This is a genomic window from Clostridiisalibacter paucivorans DSM 22131, from assembly GCF_000620125.1.
In the GTDB taxonomy this organism is placed as follows: Bacteria; Bacillota; Clostridia; order Tissierellales; family Clostridiisalibacteraceae; genus Clostridiisalibacter; species Clostridiisalibacter paucivorans.
In genome coordinates this window covers 39,640-57,825 of sequence record NZ_KK211077.1, presented here as the reverse complement: position 1 = coordinate 57,825, position 18,186 = coordinate 39,640, and the positions used below count along the sequence as shown (strand labels likewise).

At 31.5% G+C, this 18,186-nt stretch carries 16 protein-coding genes, 1 tRNA gene and 1 other annotated feature; of the genes, 3 read left to right on the top strand and 14 right to left on the bottom strand.

The features are described from left to right. Positions 1–220 precede the first annotated feature (220 nt). Entirely contained in the window at positions 221–733 is a 513-nt protein-coding gene (locus Q326_RS0115850; protein ID WP_026896232.1) for a GNAT family N-acetyltransferase, read from the top strand. Here Q326_RS0115850 and Q326_RS18370 read toward each other — a convergent pair. After that, positions 708–887, bottom strand: coding sequence for a DUF255 domain-containing protein (locus tag Q326_RS18370; RefSeq protein WP_026896231.1), 180 nt, complete (start codon positions 885–887; stop codon positions 708–710). The two genes, Q326_RS0115850 and Q326_RS18370, sit on opposite strands and share 26 nt — an antisense overlap. 109 nt (positions 888–996) lie before the next feature. Further along, complete coding sequence (locus tag Q326_RS18095; protein ID WP_051531581.1) at positions 997–1,929, bottom strand: M23 family metallopeptidase; 933 nt, start codon at positions 1,927–1,929, stop codon at positions 997–999. A 383-nt stretch (positions 1,930–2,312) separates the two neighbouring features. Between Q326_RS18095 and Q326_RS18620 the strand changes: the two genes are divergently transcribed. Next, positions 2,313–2,483: a hypothetical protein gene (locus tag Q326_RS18620; protein ID WP_156936341.1), complete on the top strand. Its 171-nt coding sequence runs from the start codon at positions 2,313–2,315 to the stop codon at positions 2,481–2,483. 71 nt (positions 2,484–2,554) lie between these two features. Here Q326_RS18620 and lpdA read toward each other — a convergent pair whose 3' ends face one another. From lpdA to Q326_RS17730, 7 genes are all read right to left on the bottom strand, one after another. Further along, entirely contained in the window at positions 2,555–3,946 is a 1,392-nt protein-coding gene (gene lpdA / locus Q326_RS0115825) for a dihydrolipoyl dehydrogenase (RefSeq protein ID WP_026896230.1), read from the bottom strand. Positions 3,947–3,958: 12 nt separating this feature from the next. Next, entirely contained in the window at positions 3,959–5,266 is a 1,308-nt protein-coding gene (locus Q326_RS0115820) for a dihydrolipoamide acetyltransferase family protein (protein ID WP_026896229.1), read from the bottom strand. 36 nt (positions 5,267–5,302) lie between these two features. Continuing rightward, complete coding sequence (locus Q326_RS0115815) at positions 5,303–6,298, bottom strand: ATP-NAD kinase family protein (RefSeq protein ID WP_026896228.1); 996 nt, start codon at positions 6,296–6,298, stop codon at positions 5,303–5,305. 50 nt (positions 6,299–6,348) lie between these two features. Then, the gene (locus tag Q326_RS0115810; RefSeq protein ID WP_026896227.1) at positions 6,349–7,320 is read right to left on the bottom strand and encodes an alpha-ketoacid dehydrogenase subunit beta; all 972 of its coding nucleotides are present in this window, start codon (positions 7,318–7,320) and stop codon (positions 6,349–6,351) included. Next, positions 7,317–8,303 (bottom strand): pyruvate dehydrogenase (acetyl-transferring) E1 component subunit alpha, encoded by a 987-nt coding sequence (gene pdhA / locus Q326_RS0115805; RefSeq protein ID WP_026896226.1) that lies wholly within the window; start codon positions 8,301–8,303, stop codon positions 7,317–7,319. Before pdhA ends, Q326_RS0115810 begins: the two co-directional genes overlap by 4 nt. A gap of 256 nt (positions 8,304–8,559) precedes the next feature. Next, positions 8,560–10,491 carry a sigma-54-dependent Fis family transcriptional regulator gene (locus Q326_RS0115800; protein WP_026896225.1) on the bottom strand — a complete coding sequence of 644 codons (1,932 nt, stop codon included), beginning with the start codon at positions 10,489–10,491 and terminating at the stop codon, positions 8,560–8,562. Between the two features lie 78 nt (positions 10,492–10,569). After that, positions 10,570–12,579, bottom strand: a complete 2,010-nt coding sequence (locus Q326_RS17730; protein ID WP_051531579.1) for a methyl-accepting chemotaxis protein — start codon at positions 12,577–12,579, stop codon at positions 10,570–10,572. A gap of 230 nt (positions 12,580–12,809) precedes the next feature. Between Q326_RS17730 and Q326_RS0115790 the strand changes: the two genes are divergently transcribed. After that, positions 12,810–13,151, top strand: coding sequence for a four-helix bundle copper-binding protein (locus Q326_RS0115790; RefSeq protein WP_026896224.1), 342 nt, complete (start codon positions 12,810–12,812; stop codon positions 13,149–13,151). A 36-nt stretch (positions 13,152–13,187) separates the two neighbouring features. Here the strand turns inward: Q326_RS0115790 and thrS are convergent, their stop codons facing one another. The 5 genes from thrS to Q326_RS0115765 form a co-directional block, all read right to left on the bottom strand. After that, positions 13,188–15,098: a threonine--tRNA ligase gene (gene thrS / locus Q326_RS0115785; RefSeq protein WP_026896223.1), complete on the bottom strand. Its 1,911-nt coding sequence runs from the start codon at positions 15,096–15,098 to the stop codon at positions 13,188–13,190. Positions 15,099–15,162: 64 nt separating this feature from the next. Then, positions 15,163–15,388: a binding site (T-box leader), on the bottom strand. Positions 15,389–15,458: 70 nt separating this feature from the next. Beyond that, on the bottom strand, positions 15,459–16,061 hold the full coding sequence (locus Q326_RS0115780; protein WP_026896222.1) for a DUF445 domain-containing protein: 603 nt from the start codon (positions 16,059–16,061) through the stop codon (positions 15,459–15,461). A 113-nt stretch (positions 16,062–16,174) separates the two neighbouring features. Further along, positions 16,175–17,083: a putative sporulation protein YtxC gene (gene ytxC / locus Q326_RS17725; RefSeq protein WP_051531576.1), complete on the bottom strand. Its 909-nt coding sequence runs from the start codon at positions 17,081–17,083 to the stop codon at positions 16,175–16,177. Positions 17,084–17,206: 123 nt separating this feature from the next. Continuing rightward, complete coding sequence (locus Q326_RS0115770; RefSeq protein WP_051531574.1) at positions 17,207–17,962, bottom strand: DUF6873 family GME fold protein; 756 nt, start codon at positions 17,960–17,962, stop codon at positions 17,207–17,209. A 135-nt stretch (positions 17,963–18,097) separates the two neighbouring features. Continuing rightward, positions 18,098–18,171 (bottom strand) — tRNA-Cys (locus tag Q326_RS0115765). Positions 18,172–18,186 lie beyond the last annotated feature (15 nt).

Below are 18,186 nucleotides of genomic sequence, written 5' to 3'. Positions count from 1 at the left end.
AAAATCAAAAGTTAGCATAATATCAATTTAAGGTGGCATCGAACCACCTTAAATTAAAGCCCTTTCATCCCCAAAGACAAGCAAGGGGGTTTTCGGGCTTTTTCTATAAATAATACGATTATTTTCAATAGTTAATTGATTTCATATGTAAAATTCTATATAATACAGCGTATAAAAAACTATGTATTATGTAACTAGTATATTTGAGGAGGAATTTGGGATGAAAATATTGAAGAGTAATAGATTAATTTTGAGACCTTGGAAATTTTCTGATTTAGATGATTTGCATGAGTTTACATCCAACAAAAAAGTTGCAAATCTAGCTGGTTTTAATGTGAAAAATAGTAAAGATGAGAGTTTGAATATTTTGAACCAATTTGTTATAGATTCTTCTAGTTCATTATGGGCAATTGAATTAAAAAACTCTAATAAAGCAATTGGATGGATTGAATTACATAGTCCTACAGAAGGAACAGACAAGAATTCAAAAGAAATAGGTTTTGTTTTGTCACAAAAATATTGGGGACAAGGATTAATGCCCGAAGCAATTAAGCAAGTTATTTCTTATGGGTTTTTTGAGGGAAAAATTGATTCTATTGTATGTTCCCACTTTACAAATAATGTGCAATCTAAGAGAGTAATTGAAAAATGTGGTTTTAAATATATTATAAAAAATAATGATAAACTTTATTACCGTTTAAATAAATCTAATTTAAGTATACATCAATCATAATTTTTTTATACCGTAAATTACAAAAACACCAATGGCATGTACTATAACCTATACTTAGAAATATAGGTTTATCCTCTAACTTGGCCTTTTGAAATGCTTCATCTGACCAACTATACCAATCCATTGGATTATCTATTATTTGTTCCCATAGCACCACCTCTTCTTTTTAATAGATTTATATAGTAATATTCTTATTCATTAATATAAAAGGTATGCAATGACAATCTAAAAATTTCTATGTCATATATCCTATATTACTTTCTCTACTCTTCCACGACTACTTTGTTATTTTCTAAAAATTTCAATATGCCATAGGGATTTATATATGTTATTTCTTTTTCTCCTGGAAACTCTACTCCTATCTGTATATGAAGGTGGGTAGCAAATTTCCCTGTAGTCCCCTCGGGTCCATATCCACTGTCACCCACATATCCTATGATATCTCCTGCTTTTATTCTATCTCCCCTATCTATTCCCTTTTCATATTCTTCCATATGGGCATAGTACCAATATCTATTGTTTGAATCTCTGATACCTATTCTCCATCCTCCTAATTTTTCCCATCCTATCCTTTCTACTATCCCCGATGTAACTGCTACCAATGGAATACCTCTTTTTGTCATGATATCATTTCCCTTATGATGTCTATCTCCTCCGAAAGTTCTATCTGCTCCAAAATCGTCATTGTGTGTATATTCATATCCCTCTGGAATGGGATAGTATCCATGATATTTTATTGTTTTTTTACCTTCTTCATATTCTACTATTTCTGCTAAATCATCATATATCATACAGTAATATTTCTCCATATCCTTATATGTCTTATATTTTGTATTTCCCAAGACCTCTTTTCTCCCTAATTTCTGATATATTTCTGCTGAATCTATCATTTCTGATGAACTAAATTGATTGATTTGAAAATCTATGGACACCAAGTATGAAACAAGGTACTCTATCCAGTAGCCACCGAATTTTTCTTCACATCTTAATGCTGCATCTATCATATCTTCTTCTGCACTATGTATGATTAGTTCATCCCGTTCTATTGAGTCCCCCCCTGCTGTTAGCATTACAAGAGATATGGGAAAAATTATTATTGCAAAAATAAAAAATATAATAAATATGAATATCCATTTGTATTTAGCTAAAAATAGCTTTATTAATCTTCTTATTGATACTTTTCTAATATACAGCACAGTATACCATCCCTTTTTCTATCTTTTCTATTCTATATGAAAATTATCCTAATTCTCTAAATGCCCCTTTCTATTTTTATATGTCTATTTATTACTAATACTATTTTTTATAAGAATATATTCATATTTTTCATTTTTTTAGTACTTATTTTTTAATATACTTAACATAAAAAAATATATACTATATAATCAAGTTATACCAAGAATAAACTAATACAAGATTAAGAATGTAAAAATATATCTTATTAAAATTTGAGGTAAATTAATGAAAAAGAGGGATAAACTATTTCTTAGAGTAGACTTTCCTATTACTAAAGCTAAATCTGGATCAACTGATTTTGATAATCATATAAATTATTTTAGATTAAAAGGAGAAATTTAAAATGACATTGACTTTTTTAATATTATTTGGTGTTTGTTATCTAATTTATAAAGTGGCCTTTGAAATACCTAAGAATATTAATAACATTGAAGATAAAATAGATATTTTAAAATTACATTTACAAGAAATTGAATTAAAATTAAATAAAATTAATGATAATGATAAATTTTAGCATATAAAATCTATTATCTAACACTAAATATACCCTATGTTTATTTAAACATAGGGTATATTTAGTGTGTTTTATATTTTGGGTAAATGAATAGCATTTCCATGCACTGCATGGGCTGCTTCATGTAAAGCCTCTCCTACTGTTGGATGGGCATGAATAGTAGTAATAATTTCATCTATAGTAGCTTCCAGCCTTAAAGCCAATGCCCCTTCAACAATCAAGTCAGTTGCTCTAGGACCTATTATGTGAAGTCCCAATATCTCATCTGTATATGAATCCACAACAAATTTAACCATTCCACTTTCGTCTCCCATTATAACTGATTTGCCATTTCCATATAGAGGAAATGCCCCAGTTTTAACTGTATAGCCTTGTTGTTTAGCTACACTTTCCGTTAACCCCACAGATGCAATTTCTGGTTTAGTATATACGCAAGAAGGTGTCGTTTTGAAATCTATTTTTGAAGGTTTACCCATGATATTTTCTGCTGCTACAATCCCCTCTGCCGATGCAACATGGGCAAGTAATATACCACCATTACAATCTCCTATGGCATATATATTTTCTATATTAGTCTTCATCCTATGATCTACATTTATCTTATTTCCATCTGTTTTTACTCCTAAATTTTCAAGACCTATATCATCTATTATTGGTTTCCTTCCCACAGATAGAAGTACTTTTTCTGCGATAATAGTTTCAGCATCTCCATTGGATACTATAGAAACTTTTAAATCTTTCCCTTCTTTATCAATGGCTTTTAACTCAGTTTCTGTATATATTTCTACTCCATCCTCCAATAATTTTCCCTTTAAAACTTCCGTTATATCTTTATCCATATTTATCAATATCTCAGGTAATTTTTCTATAATGGTAACCTTAGAACCAAGTCTCGAATATATACTAGCAAATTCCGTACCTATTACTCCGCCACCTATAATACATAAGCTCTTAGGTACTTCCTTTAAAGAAAGGGCCTCTGTACTGGTTATAACTCCATTTAAATCTATTCCTGGAATCGGTATCTTAATAGTATTTGAACCTGTTGCTATAACTGCTTTATCAAATTGTATAACTTTACGACTTCCCTTTTCTTCCTTTACTTCTATTCTATTTTTATCTATAAATCTTCCTTCACCATTTATTACTGTTATAGCATTGGTATCTAAAAGAGTTTTCACTCCATTGACCAGTCTATTTACAACTGTATCTTTTCTACTCTGTACCTTTGACCAATTTACTTGCAAATTATCACTTTCTATTCCAAAATTATGGCCATGTTCCTTCATCTCTCTATAGATATCTGCCGTATGAAGCAATACCTTCGTGGGTATACATCCTACATTTAGGCAAGTACCTCCTAGATGTTTTTTCTCAATTAAAGTAACTTTTGCTCCAAGTTGGGCTGCCCTTATGGCACATACATATCCTCCAGGACCGCCTCCTAAAACTACAATCTTCATATTAATTCCTCCCTATAATAAAAGCATCCCTGGATTTTCTAAATACTCCTTAAGTTTCGCCATAAATTTAGCCGCTACAGCACCATCCACAGCTCTGTGATCTGCTGTTAGAGATAAATTCATAAGGGGTTTTATTACAATTTCTTTGTTTTCAACCATTGGTGTATCTACAATGGCATTAACACCTAATATTCCCACTTCTGGTTGATTAATAATTGGTGCAAAGGATTCTATGCCAAACATACCAAGATTGGTAATAGTAAATGTCCCCCCGTCAATATCACTATTAGTTAATTCATTATTCTTCGCCTTATCTGCAAGGGATCTTACCTCATATGAAATCTCTTTCAAACCTTTACTATGAGCATATTTTACAACAGGTACAATTAACCCTTCTTCAATTGCCACTGCAACACCCATATTTACATAATTTCTAGTGATTATATCATCTCCATCTATGGAACAATTTAACAGAGGAAATTCTAACAATGTCTTCGAAACTATTTTAATTAGAAAGTCTGTATAAGTAAGTTTCACCTTATTTTTCAGTTCTTTCTTCAATTTTTTTAAATTTGTCATATCTACTCTAATATTATAATTTACCACTGGAGAAGTTTGCCAACTTTCATACATTCTATCTCCAATAACTTTTCTCATTGTACTCATAGGCACTGCCTTTTCCTTTGGTTCTATAGAAGATACTAACTCTTGTTCTCTATAAAGATCATATACATCTTGTTTGTTGATCCTATCTTGTTTATCTATATCATTTAAATCAATTCCAAAATCTTTAGCTACCTTTCTCGCCATAGGTGTAGATTTCGGTGCTTTAGTCTTTAAAGTTTCATAATTTTCCACATCTTTAATAGTTATTCGTCCATTGGGACCTGTTCCCACAACCTCAGATATATCTATCCCCTTTTCTTTAGCAATTCGTTTTGCTGCAGGTGAAGCAATCAATCGTTTTGTTTTTATCTCTTTGTTGTTATCTGTTTTTTCCTCAACTACTTCCCTTTTCTCTTCTTTATCTTGACCTTCTTTTTTCCCCTCTATTTCTGCCAAAATAGCAGATATATCTTCATCTTTATCTGCTATAATAGCCACAGGTTCTAAACATGGTACTACTTCTCCTTCATCTATTATTACTTTTCTTAAAATCCCTGACTCCTTGACCTCAACTTCATTACTCAATTTATTAGTCTCAACATCAAATAATATATCTCCTTCTTTTACTTCATCTCCTTCTTTCTTATGCCATTTTGTCAATTTTCCTTCCTTCATTGTTAAACCCAATTTAGGCATCACAATAGTTTTTGACATTTTTTCCCCTCCCTATTTCAAGATTTACTATTTAAATCACTTATTAAAAAAACCATCCCGTTGGGCTATTTCCAACGTCTTCTTTATATCTACATGATATGGCCCATTTCTAGTAATCTTAACAACTAGTGCATCATCTGCCTTAAATGGAATTTCTCGTTCTCCATCCAATGCTATCATTCCATTATATTTAGGCTTTATTATATATTTTTCATTTAATTTAATCCTTTGAGCCGATCCTAATTTAACCTCTTTTAAAATACCTGCTGCAATAGGTGCTATTACTTTGTATTTGTCCTCAGTTAAATCTATACAAGCTCCAAAATCGTCATTTTCCTTTACAATTACATTACATCCTACTAAGGAAGAGAATCCTATAGATGCTGGGTGGGCCCTAGAAACTATAACCTTAACTATATCTTCCATATCCCATATGGCCCGTGAACCTATTACAAATTTTTTAGAAATAACTGCATCTACTAATGCTATATCTGTAAATGCTCCGTTTTTATATATTTCTATCTGCTTATCTTTTCTAGATATATCTTCCAATAAATATTTCCCAGAAGCCACAACTGCTGCTGCCATACCTGCTACAGTACCTTCTATCATCTCAGGATATACATTATTGGTTCCTGTAGATAAACTAATGATAGGCACATGCTTTACAGATTTTGCTACTGCTCTATTTGTTCCATCTCCACCTAAAACTACTAAAGCCCCAACCTTTTTATCTTCCATATCTTTTGCTGCTATAACACTATCCTTTGTCTCTCCATTTATATTCATATCTAAAACTTCTATATTTGTATTAAGCTCCTTAGAAATAGATAGCTTGTCAATTACTCTGTATCCTATTTGAAAAGTATCAGGCATTATATATACTTTTTCAACCCCACATCCTTGGGCACCCAATATAATCCTCTCTACAATATTCACCTTTTCATTATTGTCCACTACTGTTGCATGGGATACCAATCTTCTTATGTCTTTACCCGATGAGGGATTTGCAATAATTCCTATAGTAATCATATAACCCCGCCTTTTAAAGGGGTAACTTCTTTGTCACCCCTTTTTATTATTTAACCTAGACTTTTAACAGCACTTTTTATATCTTCAGCATTGGGTATTACATAACTTTCAAGTTTTGGCGAAAAAGGTATTGGCGTATCTAGACATCCTATTCTTGCTATGGGAGCATCTAAATAATCAAAATATTCTTCAGATATTAATGCTGAAATTTCTCCACCATATCCTCCCCTCTTATTCTCCTCTGTTACTATTACAACTCTATTAGTCTTTTCAACAGATTTAAATATTGTATCCTTATCCAATGGATATAATGTCCTTAAATCTATTACCTCTATATCTTTTCCTTCCTTAGAAAGTTCATCAGCTGCTGCCAATGCTTCATGTACCATTTTTCCTGTTGCTATTACAGTTACATCTGAACCTTCCCTTTTAATATCTGCTACCCCCAATGGAATTGGTTTTATATTTTCATCTACCTCTCCATCCATACCATATAGTAATTTGTGCTCTATATACATTACAGGGTTATCATCCTCTATAGCACCTAACATTAAGCCCAATGCATCTTGAGGTGTAGATGGATATACTACCTTCAATCCTGGCACATGGGTTATCCATGCTTCAAGGGATTGGGAGTGTTGAGCAGCGGCTTGTACTCCCGCCCCCGCTGGAAGTCTTACTACCATAGGCAGCGTTATCTTACCACCAAACATATATCTCATCTTTGCCGCTTGATTCACTAATTGATCCATTCCTACCGTTAAAAAGTCGATAAACATAAGTTCAGCAATAGGTCTCAACCCTGTAGCTGCAGCACCTATAGCAGTTCCTATTATAGCCCCCTCAGATATAGGAGTATCTCTGACTCTCTTTTCTCCAAATTCGTCAAAGAGTCCAGCTGTAACTCCAAAACATCCTCCAAATGCACCTACATCTTCTCCAAATAAAAATACGTCAGAATTTTCTTTCATTTTTATTCGCATACCTTCTCTAATGGCTTCAGCATAAGTCATCTTTTTCATCTAACTCTAACCTCCTCTACTATATCGGTATATATATCTTCAACAGCTGATTCTAAAGAAGGCTCTGGACTATCTTGGGCAAATTTAACGGCCTCCTCTATGTCTTTATCTATTTTTTCATTAATACCCTTTATTTTCTTTTTCGTTATAATATCGTTTTCCACCATGAATTTTTCTAATCTAGGTATTGGATCTTTGTCACGCCATTCTTTTTGTTCTTCTTCAGGTTTATATGCTCCAGGATCTCCTTCAAAATGTCCCCTATGTCTATATGTTTTGCACTCAACAAGCGTTGGTCCTTGCCCCTCTCTAGCCCTTTTTATTGCTTCATTGGTAGCCTCATATACTGCAAAAACATCATTACCATCAACAGTAACCCCTGGAATATTATATGCAACTGCTCTATCTGCAACATCCTGAATAGCTTGATGTCTATCTTGACTCATGGATATGCCATATAAATTGTTTTCACATACAAATACAACTGGTAGCTTCCATATGCTTGCCAGATTTATAGATTCATGAAATGTCCCTTGATTTGTAGAGCCATCACCAAAGAAACATACACATACCTGGTCTGTTCCCCTATACTTTGCACTTAATCCAGCACCAATAGAAATATTATGTCCAGCACCCACTATACCATTGGCACCTAAAATTCCTTTAGTAGCATCAGCAATATGCATAGAGCCGCCCTTTCCTTTACAATATCCTGTCTCTTTTCCAAATAGTTCAGCCATCATATATTTAAGGTCTCCACCTTTTGCTAAAATATGACCATGCCCCCTATGGGTACTAGTAATGTAATCTTTTTCATCTAAATTGGCACATACCCCTGTAGCTACGGCTTCCTCTCCCAAATATAGATGCACAAACCCTGGTATATTTCCCTCTTCAAATAGTATCATGGCCTTTGTCTCAAATTTTCTAATCTTCAACATAGTTTCATACATATTAATGATTTGATTACTATCTAAGTTCAAAATAAAACCCCCTTATAATTTTTTCTTTATTAAAAGTCTTATATTGCCTTTCCCATTGTCACCTCCCAATTAATACCTCAGCTATATATAGAGCAATAACCATACCAACCATATTATTTTTAAAAAAAATAACCTCAAATCCTTATAAACACTTATACATACAATGTATTATTAAATACACAAAAATAAAAAAATTCCCAAAATAGGGAATCTTCCAGTCCCATTATTGGGAATTTTTTTATTTTATTATATTTCTTTAGACTATCTCATTAAGATCAATATTATATTTTTTAATCTTTCTATAAATTGATGATTTACTCAAATTCAATAATTTTCCTGCCTCTATGACATGACCTTTAGATTTTATCAATGCATGGATAATAGTCCTTTTCTCCACAGTTTCCAAAGAAATATCAGATAAACCATCTTTATATATAGAATCATAAAATAAATCTTCTGGTAAACATTCATCCGTAATAACTTGACCTTCACTTAAATAATAGGCCCTTTCAATGATGTTTTGTAATTCTCTGACATTGCCTTTCCATTTGTAACTTTTAAGTTTTTTTATAAAATCCTCACTAGGTTTTTTATCATATTTTTGTGCAACACTTAGTTTGTTTAGAAAGTATTTTACACATACCTCAATATCATTTATCCTTTCTCTCAATGGAGGAATCTTTATCTTGAATACATTTAATCTATAATATAGATCCTCTCTGAAACTTTTTCTCCTTACTTCTTCATATAGATTCCTATTAGTAGCTGCAATTACCCTCACATCTAATTTTTTTTCATATTTTCCGCCTATCCTAGTCACCTTAAGATTATCAAGAACCCTTAAAAGCTTTGCCTGCAATTCCAATGGCAGTTCTCCAATCTCATCAAGAAACAAAGTACCCCCATCAGCTAATTCAAACTTGCCAGGTTTCCCCTCTTTAGATGCTCCAGTAAATGATCCTTTCTCATATCCAAACAATTCACTTTCCATCAAATCTCTAGGCAGTGATGCACAGTTTATAGCTATAAATGGGCCATTTTTTTTATTGCTATGATTGTGTATAGAATGGGCAAATAGCTCTTTCCCTGTGCCACTTTCTCCCTCTATAAGCACACAACAATTAGCTCTAGATATCTTTTTCGCTAACTTAATAACATTTTTCATCTTCTTATTTTCTGTTATAATATCATCGAAGGTATAAGTTGCCTTATTTCCACTTACTGAATTTACTGCATTATGCAGATATTTTACTTCTCTAAATACAATAGCTGCACCAATTGATTCATTTTTAGTAACAATAGGTGCGATATTTGCACTACAAGGTATTCTTTTATTATTAATATTAAAATTACAATCAATATAACGTTGGGAATTTTTCTGTTTTAATATCTCTCTTTTAAAATCCACATCCCTTAAAACATTTCTAATATCCATATGGTGTATTTCTTCCCTCGTCAGTCCCAGAATCTCCGATGCGATGTTATTAGTTTTGTTTACTTTATAATTTTTGTCTATAATTATCATACCATCAGAAATAGACTCTATAGTTGTATCAATAAGCTTATGGGACCTCAATAGAGCAATCTGATTTTCTATGGAATAGGCTGCTGCCACAACAATACCCAAGGTATGTTTGTGGGCACCATATGAATCCCCCGACATATCTAAACAACCAATTATATTGCCCTTATCATCATGGATAGGCACTGCCGAACAAGTCCAATAGTGATGATAAAGACAATAGTGTTCTGCCCCTATTACCTGAATAGGCTGATCTACTTTTAAACAAGTCCCTATAGCATTTGTACCAACAGCCTCTTCCGACCACAAACATCCTGGTAAAAAATTAAGTTTATTGGCCTCTCTTCTGATATTTTCTTCGCCAATAGATTCTAAAACATATCCATTCTTATCTGTTAAAACCAATACAAATTCTGACCCCAATACAATGCTGTGAAGATTTTTCATAATTGGCCATGCAACCTCTAAAAGTTCCTTATTTTCCTCTTTTATTCTTTTTAACTCTACTTCACTTATATTTAGTCCTCTTCCCTTTTTATAGTCCACATTTAAATCTCTACATCTAAGCCATGATTGTAATATAATTGGATTTATGTCTTTAGATATTTCATCTTTTTTAATGAATTTTTCCCAAATACTCTTAATTTCTTCAAGTTTTTCTTTCATATTTTCTCCCTTCCTATTTTTATAAAAATATGGAGTTTGAAAAATTCACACATATTAAAATATCAATCATAAAACTTTCTAATACTTGAATCTAGAAATACCTTGTTGCATATCTTGGGCTATTTTTGCCAACTCCTCACTGGATTTAGCTATCTCTTCCATAGATGCTGTCTGCTCTTCCACAGATGCAGATGCCTCCTCAGTTCCTGCTGCATTTTCTTCTGATATAGCTGAAAGATTTTCTATAGTCCCAATAATCTCCTCCTTCTTTAGCTCCATTTCTTTGCCAGATGTAGTAATATTTTTTATTATTTTTTTCATTTTCTCTATAGCATCGTCAATACCTTTGAACTTTTCATTAGTCTGTTCTACATTTTCACCCTGAATTTTTGTTGTCTTATTTACTTGTCTTATAGACTCTACTGCATACCTTGTTTTGTTTATTAAATCTTCAATAATATTTACAATTTCCTCTGTAAATTCATTGGATTGTTCTGCCAATTTTCTAATTTCCTCTGCAACAACAACAAATCCTTTACCAGCTTCACCAGCCCTTGCCGCCTCTATAGCTGCATTCAAAGCCAGTAAATTGGTCTGCTCTGCTATATTCATTATCATTTGACTGGCACTCTCTATTTTTTCTGCACTTTCATTAGTGTTTATAATTATATCATATATTTCCTTTGATGCTTCATTGTTAATATTGGTATTCTTTACAAGGGTATTTAATATCTCCATGCCTTCATTTTTTAGTTTATCCACTTCCACAGTAGAGACATTTAAATCCTTTATATGTTTTTGATCTTCTTCTATTATCTGTCCAAGGGCATTAATATTTATTACGCCTTCTTCTGTATTCTTTGCTTGTTCATTGGCTCCCCCTGCTATTTCTTCAACCGTTTTAGCTACTTCTTCTGCAGCCGTTGATGCCTGCTGACTGGTAGCAGTTAATTCCTGTGAAGATGCAGCCACCTGATGAGATGTATTTGAAACATCCTTAATCAAAGATATCAAATTCTTCTGCATATTTATTAATGATTTAGTCATAACTCCTATCTCATCTTTTCGATTTGAATATTTTATTGATTTGTCGTCTTCTCTAAATTGTAAATCATATTGAGACAGCCTCTCTATAACCTTTGACAGGTTTACAATAGGGTTAGTAATATTCTTTGCTACCAATAATGCAATCACTAATACTATTACAATAGTTATCAATATCAACATAATAGTCTTAAAAATCATACTTTCCAATTTTGCGAATGCCTGTTTTTTAGGTTGTTGTACTATTACACCCCAATTAGACTTTTCAATAAACTTTGTAGAGCTAAGCATTTCAATATCATCTTTATTTGCATAAAACTTTGTATCATCTATACCCTTCAATACATCTTTGACAACTTCAATTTCTTTACCACTTTCACCCTTTAAAACCTTTTCTGCAAAATTAGGATGTGCTATAAAAGTCCCTGACTTGTCTACTATATATCCATATCCCTCTTCGCCTATTTTAGCAATTGAAATCATTTTTTGGAGTTCTCCTAAACTTATATCTCCCCCGAGAACTCCAATCAAATTTCCATCCCTAATAATAGGTACAGATATAGTTAAACAAGGATTATTTGTCACCGTAGATATGTATGTAGTTTGAGAAATATGATTTTTTCCATCTAATACATCTGTATGCCATAGACTTTCACTATAATCATATTGATCATAATTTTCCACAGGCACATCACTGGTACTTGCAATTAAATTTCCATCTACATCTGCTGCATATATAAACTCATATGATGGATAATGCTCTCTGAATGCAGCAAATATCTCTTTTAAATCCCATGTATCCATAGAATCAAGTCTTGTATCTTTAGATAGATATTCTAATAACTTTTCATTTTGACTCAAAAAATTATCTACCCTCTCGGCTAGAGATATACTTACACTCTCACTATGTTCCATTATACTTTTATTTATTAGTTCTTTTTTGTCATAATAATTTATGCCTGCTAATAATAGTGTAGGTATAAGTGCTACTAATACCAGTATAACAACTAATCTGTTTTTTAAATTAAATTGCACTTTGCTCATATAGATGCTCACTCCCCCAATAATTTTGTTTGGTTTTAAATATATATTCATTATATAACATAAGAAGATTGTAAATCTTCTTAATAATAAATTAAATATATTTTGATATTAAAGTCCTATTATATTATTTTCAAATCCCATATTTATACCAATATTATTGTAAAAATAGAATAAAACTATTTATATATGAAATAATAAAAAGGAAATGAATCTTAAGGAGGTAATAAAAAATGGGTATGGTATCAAATATTACAGATAAAAATCAGTCCTGTATAGATGCTTGTACAAAATGTGTTCAGGCATGTTTTGAATGTTTTAAAATGTGTTTAAATGAACCTGATATTCAGGCAAGAAAAAATTGTATTAGTATTCTTATGGAGTGTGCACTGATTTGTCAACAAGCAGTTTCATATATGTCAATGGATAGTCAATTCTCCAAAGATTTATGTAACCTATGTGCTTCTATTTGCGATAAATGTGCTCAAGAATGTGATATGTTTAAAGATGATCATTGTAAAAAATGCGCAAATATATGTAGGCAATGTGCCGATGAATGTAGAAAGATGGTATAGGAGAGACCTACAATTGTAGGTCTCCTTCTATATTTTCTATTTCTTATTCTTTATTTCAACCAATATATCTTCTATAAATTTATTTATATCAATTGTTCCCTTATCGCCACTATCTCTATGTCTAATAGATACAGTCTTAGATTCAGCTTCCTTTTCTCCAACCACAAGCATATAAGGTATCTTTTGAAGTTGTGCTTCTCTTATTTTATATCCTACCTTTTCAGATCTATCATCTAACTCTACCCTTATATCCTTGGCCTTTAGAGCATCCCTTATTTCAACTGCATAATCATTAAACTTATCCGATATAGGTAGAATTATTGCTTGAACTGGAGCTAACCATGTTGGAAATTTACCTGCATAATGCTCAATTAATATCCCCATAAATCTCTCTAAACTACCAAATATAGTTCTGTGGACCATTACTGGTCTATGCTTTTCTCCATCATTGGCAACATATGTTAAATCAAATCTTTGTGGCATTTGAAAGTCTAATTGTATAGTACCACATTGCCAGGTCCTTCCTATGGCATCTTCTAAGTGAAAATCTATTTTAGGACCATAAAATGCTCCATCTCCCTCATTTAATTTATAATCCAATTCCATCTCTGTCAATGCATCTCTAAGGGCATTTGTTGCTGATTCCCAATCTTCATCACTGCCCATAGAATCTTCAGGTCTAGTTGACAATTCTATATTATATTTAAATCCAAATATACTGTATAGATAATCGGCAAATTCTATTATACCCTTTATTTCATCCTTTACTTGAGAAGGCAGCATATAAAGATGGGCATCATCTTGAGTAAATGATCTAACTCTCATTAGTCCATGAAGGGCCCCTGAAAGTTCATGTCTATGCACCAATCCCAATTCTCCCCATCTCATTGGGAAATCTCTATAGCTATACATATTGCTCTTATATATAAGTATAGATCCTGGACAGTTCATAGGCTTTATTGCATAGTCCTCTTCATCTATTTTTGTAAAATACATATTTTCTTTATAATGGTCCCAATGTCCCGATCTATGCCATAATGCTTCATTCAATATTATAGGAGTCTTTATCTCTCCATATCCCCTTCTAATATGTTCCTTCCTCCATAGATCTTCTAATAAATTCCTTATAACCATACCCTTTGCATGGAAAAATGGAAAGCCTGGTCCCTCTTCATGCATTGTAAATAAATCTAACTCTTTTCCTAATTTTCTATGGTCTCTCTTTTTAGCTTCCTCTAGCCTATCTAGATAGGCATCCAAATCTTTTTTCTTCTCAAAGGATGTACCGTATATCCTTTGAAGCATTTTATTATTTTCATTTCCTCTCCAGTACGCACCTGCAATACTTGTTAATTTAAAAGCCTTAACCTTCTTTGTATTTAACAGGTGAGGCCCTGCACAAAGATCCACAAAATCTCCCTGCTTATAGAAAGAAATAATTGCATCTTCTGGTAAATCCCTTACCAATTCTACTTTATAATCTTCTTCTTTTTCCTTCAAAAAGTTTATAGCCTCATCTCTTGGCAATTCAAATCTTTCTAAATCGTAACCCTCTTTAACTATCTTTTTCATTTCCTTTTCAATCTTTTCAAGGTCCTCAGGCGTAAATCTATGTTCAGTATCAAAGTCATAGTAAAATCCATTATCTATAGCAGGCCCTATGGCTAGTTTTGTATCTGGAAATAGCCTCTTCACTGCTTGTGCCAATATATGAGAACTAGTGTGTCTAAATACCTCTTGTCCCCCTTCATTTTCAAACTTAAGCAACTTTAAATTACTATTTTCTTTAATTTCATAATCTAATCCTACTAATTGTCCATTTACCTCTGCACCTACTACTGCTCTAGCCAAACCCTGACTAATATCCTTAGCAACATCTAATACCTTAACACTATCATTATATTTTTTCTCTGATCCATCAGGTAATGTAATTATTATATCTGCCATTTTTATCCTCCCTTTATAAATTATTTTCTCCTAAATAAAAAACTCTCATCTCTAGACTTATAAGTCTAGGGACGAGAGTTAACTCCACGCGGTTCCACCCTATTTGATAATTATATATCCACTCAATAGATTATAACGTAATCAACGAAAATCTTTACCTCTAAAAAAAGAGTTTCAGATATAGCTCCAGGCCAGTTTTCAATCAGACATATCTTAGGATAGCTTTCAGCCTATGGCAATCCCTCTCTTAAAGACTTATTCTAATTTACTTTTCCCTTCATAGCCTCTATTTAGTTCACTTTTTCTATATTATAGAAATATTTTGTCAGATTGTCAAGGATATTATACTTATAATATAATCTATCCCAATAATAATATTATTATACCTTGGAATATTCCTATTACAAATCCTAAAATAGCACCAAGTATCTCTATATGTTTTAATTCTTTTTTTGCAATATTTATTATTATTTCTTCTATCTTCTCCATATCATAGGAATTTATTTTATCCTCCACCATTTTAGATAAACTTACCCTTTCACTGGCTTTATCTACCATATCTTCGATGAACTGTTTTAGTATAGACTCCCCTTCCGTTTCCACTATATCATCTATATAATTTAAAATCATATTTTTAACTGTAGCTGGTAAAAATTGAGGTAATTTATCTTTTACTATTAAACCTATTTTTGTCTTTATACTATTTTTAATATATGATATATCGCTTTCATCTATCATCTTGTCCAATATTTCATTAACTGAAAGGAGTTCTTCTTCCACTACTTCTCCTATACTTTTGGCTATCTCGTTCTTTCGTTTAGGTATAAGCCCTTGGAAACTAATATTGAAAAGAGGTATTGTAACAGGATAAAGAGGCCTAAAAATAAGTTTTATAGCTATTATATTTGTTATCCATCCTATCATTGAACCTATTGCTGCTAATATTGCTATCTTAAAAATCATATTTCTATCTCCTCCAACTATTATATCAACTGTACTATTATAACACATTTTTGTGTCAGTGAAAATTGAATAATAGCTCTAAAAATTCCAAAGCCTATTAGACTTTGGAATTTTTATTTTCTATGATTCTTATGAATTATTGCATTACAATAGGGACAGCCGTTACATTCTAATATCTTATCTTTAAAAATACCCTTTATTATATTTATAACATTACTATTTTTACTGTTTTCACTGTCCCAATGCATTACTATTTTCTCAGGGGCCATAGTTATCAATGAGCTAATAAGTAAATCATCATAATCCATATTATATTCGATTATATCTTGGGTAATTTCTTCAAACGCATCACTATTTATTTTTTTCATCTTTTCATCAAAAAGCTGGTACTTACCATCTTCTTTTAAAAAGACATTTACTACAAAATACTTAGGCTCTTGCATTTCAACAAAGTACTGGAGAATTTTTATAAATTCCCTATACTCTCTATCAGCTATAAACTCCTCCATAGCACTGTCCAATGCACTATATACATAATTTTTCAAAAATTTCAATCTGAAATTTACAAATCCCTCTACATTTATTTCATCATTATTTTCCAAATACTCTAATAGCACTTTCATTATTCTAGATTTTTGAGACACTCTATATTCAATATCTTCATAAAATATATTACTTTTATTTTTAAGTATCTTCAATGCATTATCAATTATCTGCTTTTTTTCATCTGAATCTAAATAATAATATTTTTCCTCCACTGTACTCTCTATCATTTTTTCTTGATATAAATCCAATATTATATCTGACAATATATTAGCAACACAATGCTTAAACAAATTATTAATATTTTTGTATTTATGATTTTTATCTTCATTTAAATTATATTTTAAAAAAAGGATATTACCGTATTCTTTCATCTCTTTACCTATATTGTACTCTCTCTCTACAGAGCATAATCTTTCATTCAAAATATTATTTATTTGTGTTAGATTATCATTAAAGCTTATAGATATTATTGCCATAATTTTTTTCTGCCTCCTCTCCTTTGATTGCAATTAAAATTTTGATTTCTAAAATTATTGCTTCATCTTGTGTATTAGTATTATATGTTTCTTCTCTGAGTATATTCTATAGAGCAATATGTATTAATTGTATACCAATGGAATTATTGTTCCCAAATCAATAATCTTTTGGTTGCTTAAATATATTACATTTTTTCCTCTTTTTGTTATAAAATTTTCAATGTCAGTTTTATTTGGATGTTCATCTAATGTCCCTGTAAATGCAATATCAGTATTATTTATTGCTCCACAACTACCTCCTATAAAACCATAGTTTAGTCCTGGAAGATCAATATGTCCATGTTGGATAAATAATACGTCTATATTATTATCCTTGACAGCTTCATAGATAGATGGATCCGATGTTATTATTCCATTATTGTCTAATATTGCAGTGGCACATTTTGTATAACCTTGTTCCACATGTATAAACTCAACCCCTATTTTCTTTAAGTAATACTTTAGTTTTTCATCTGTATACTTAATATTGTGAATTGCATAGTTACCAATTCTTCCTACATTATATGCTATATTGTCTGGATAGTTTCTTTTAAGTACACTTTCTCCTTTTATAATATTTATATCTCTATTAAAGAACATATCTTTAAAAAATTCATATACATTGGGAGCTACTATAATTGTATTATTATTTATGGGATGTAATACTATATCTGGATGATATGATATAGCGTCATACAATTCATTGCATTTTTTCGTAGTATATACTTCTATGTCTAACCTTTTTATATTATCTATTATTTCTCTACTTGCTCTGCCATCTATTATTACAGCATCAGCAGTTTTATATGGAATAAATGGATTGCCAATCTTATTACTCATAAATAATCACCCCGTTTATTATATACCCTTATGAACATCTCCAACTCTCAAAGATGTTTTTTAAATATCTCTATACTATGTTATTAAAATAATAAAAAAATCTCCTTCAAATTTGAAGGAGATTTTTTTATTATTTGGAGGCGGCACCCAGATTCGAACTGGGGATAAAGGATTTGCAGTCCTCTGCCTTACCACTTGGCCATGCCGCCTTATTTACTTTTTGT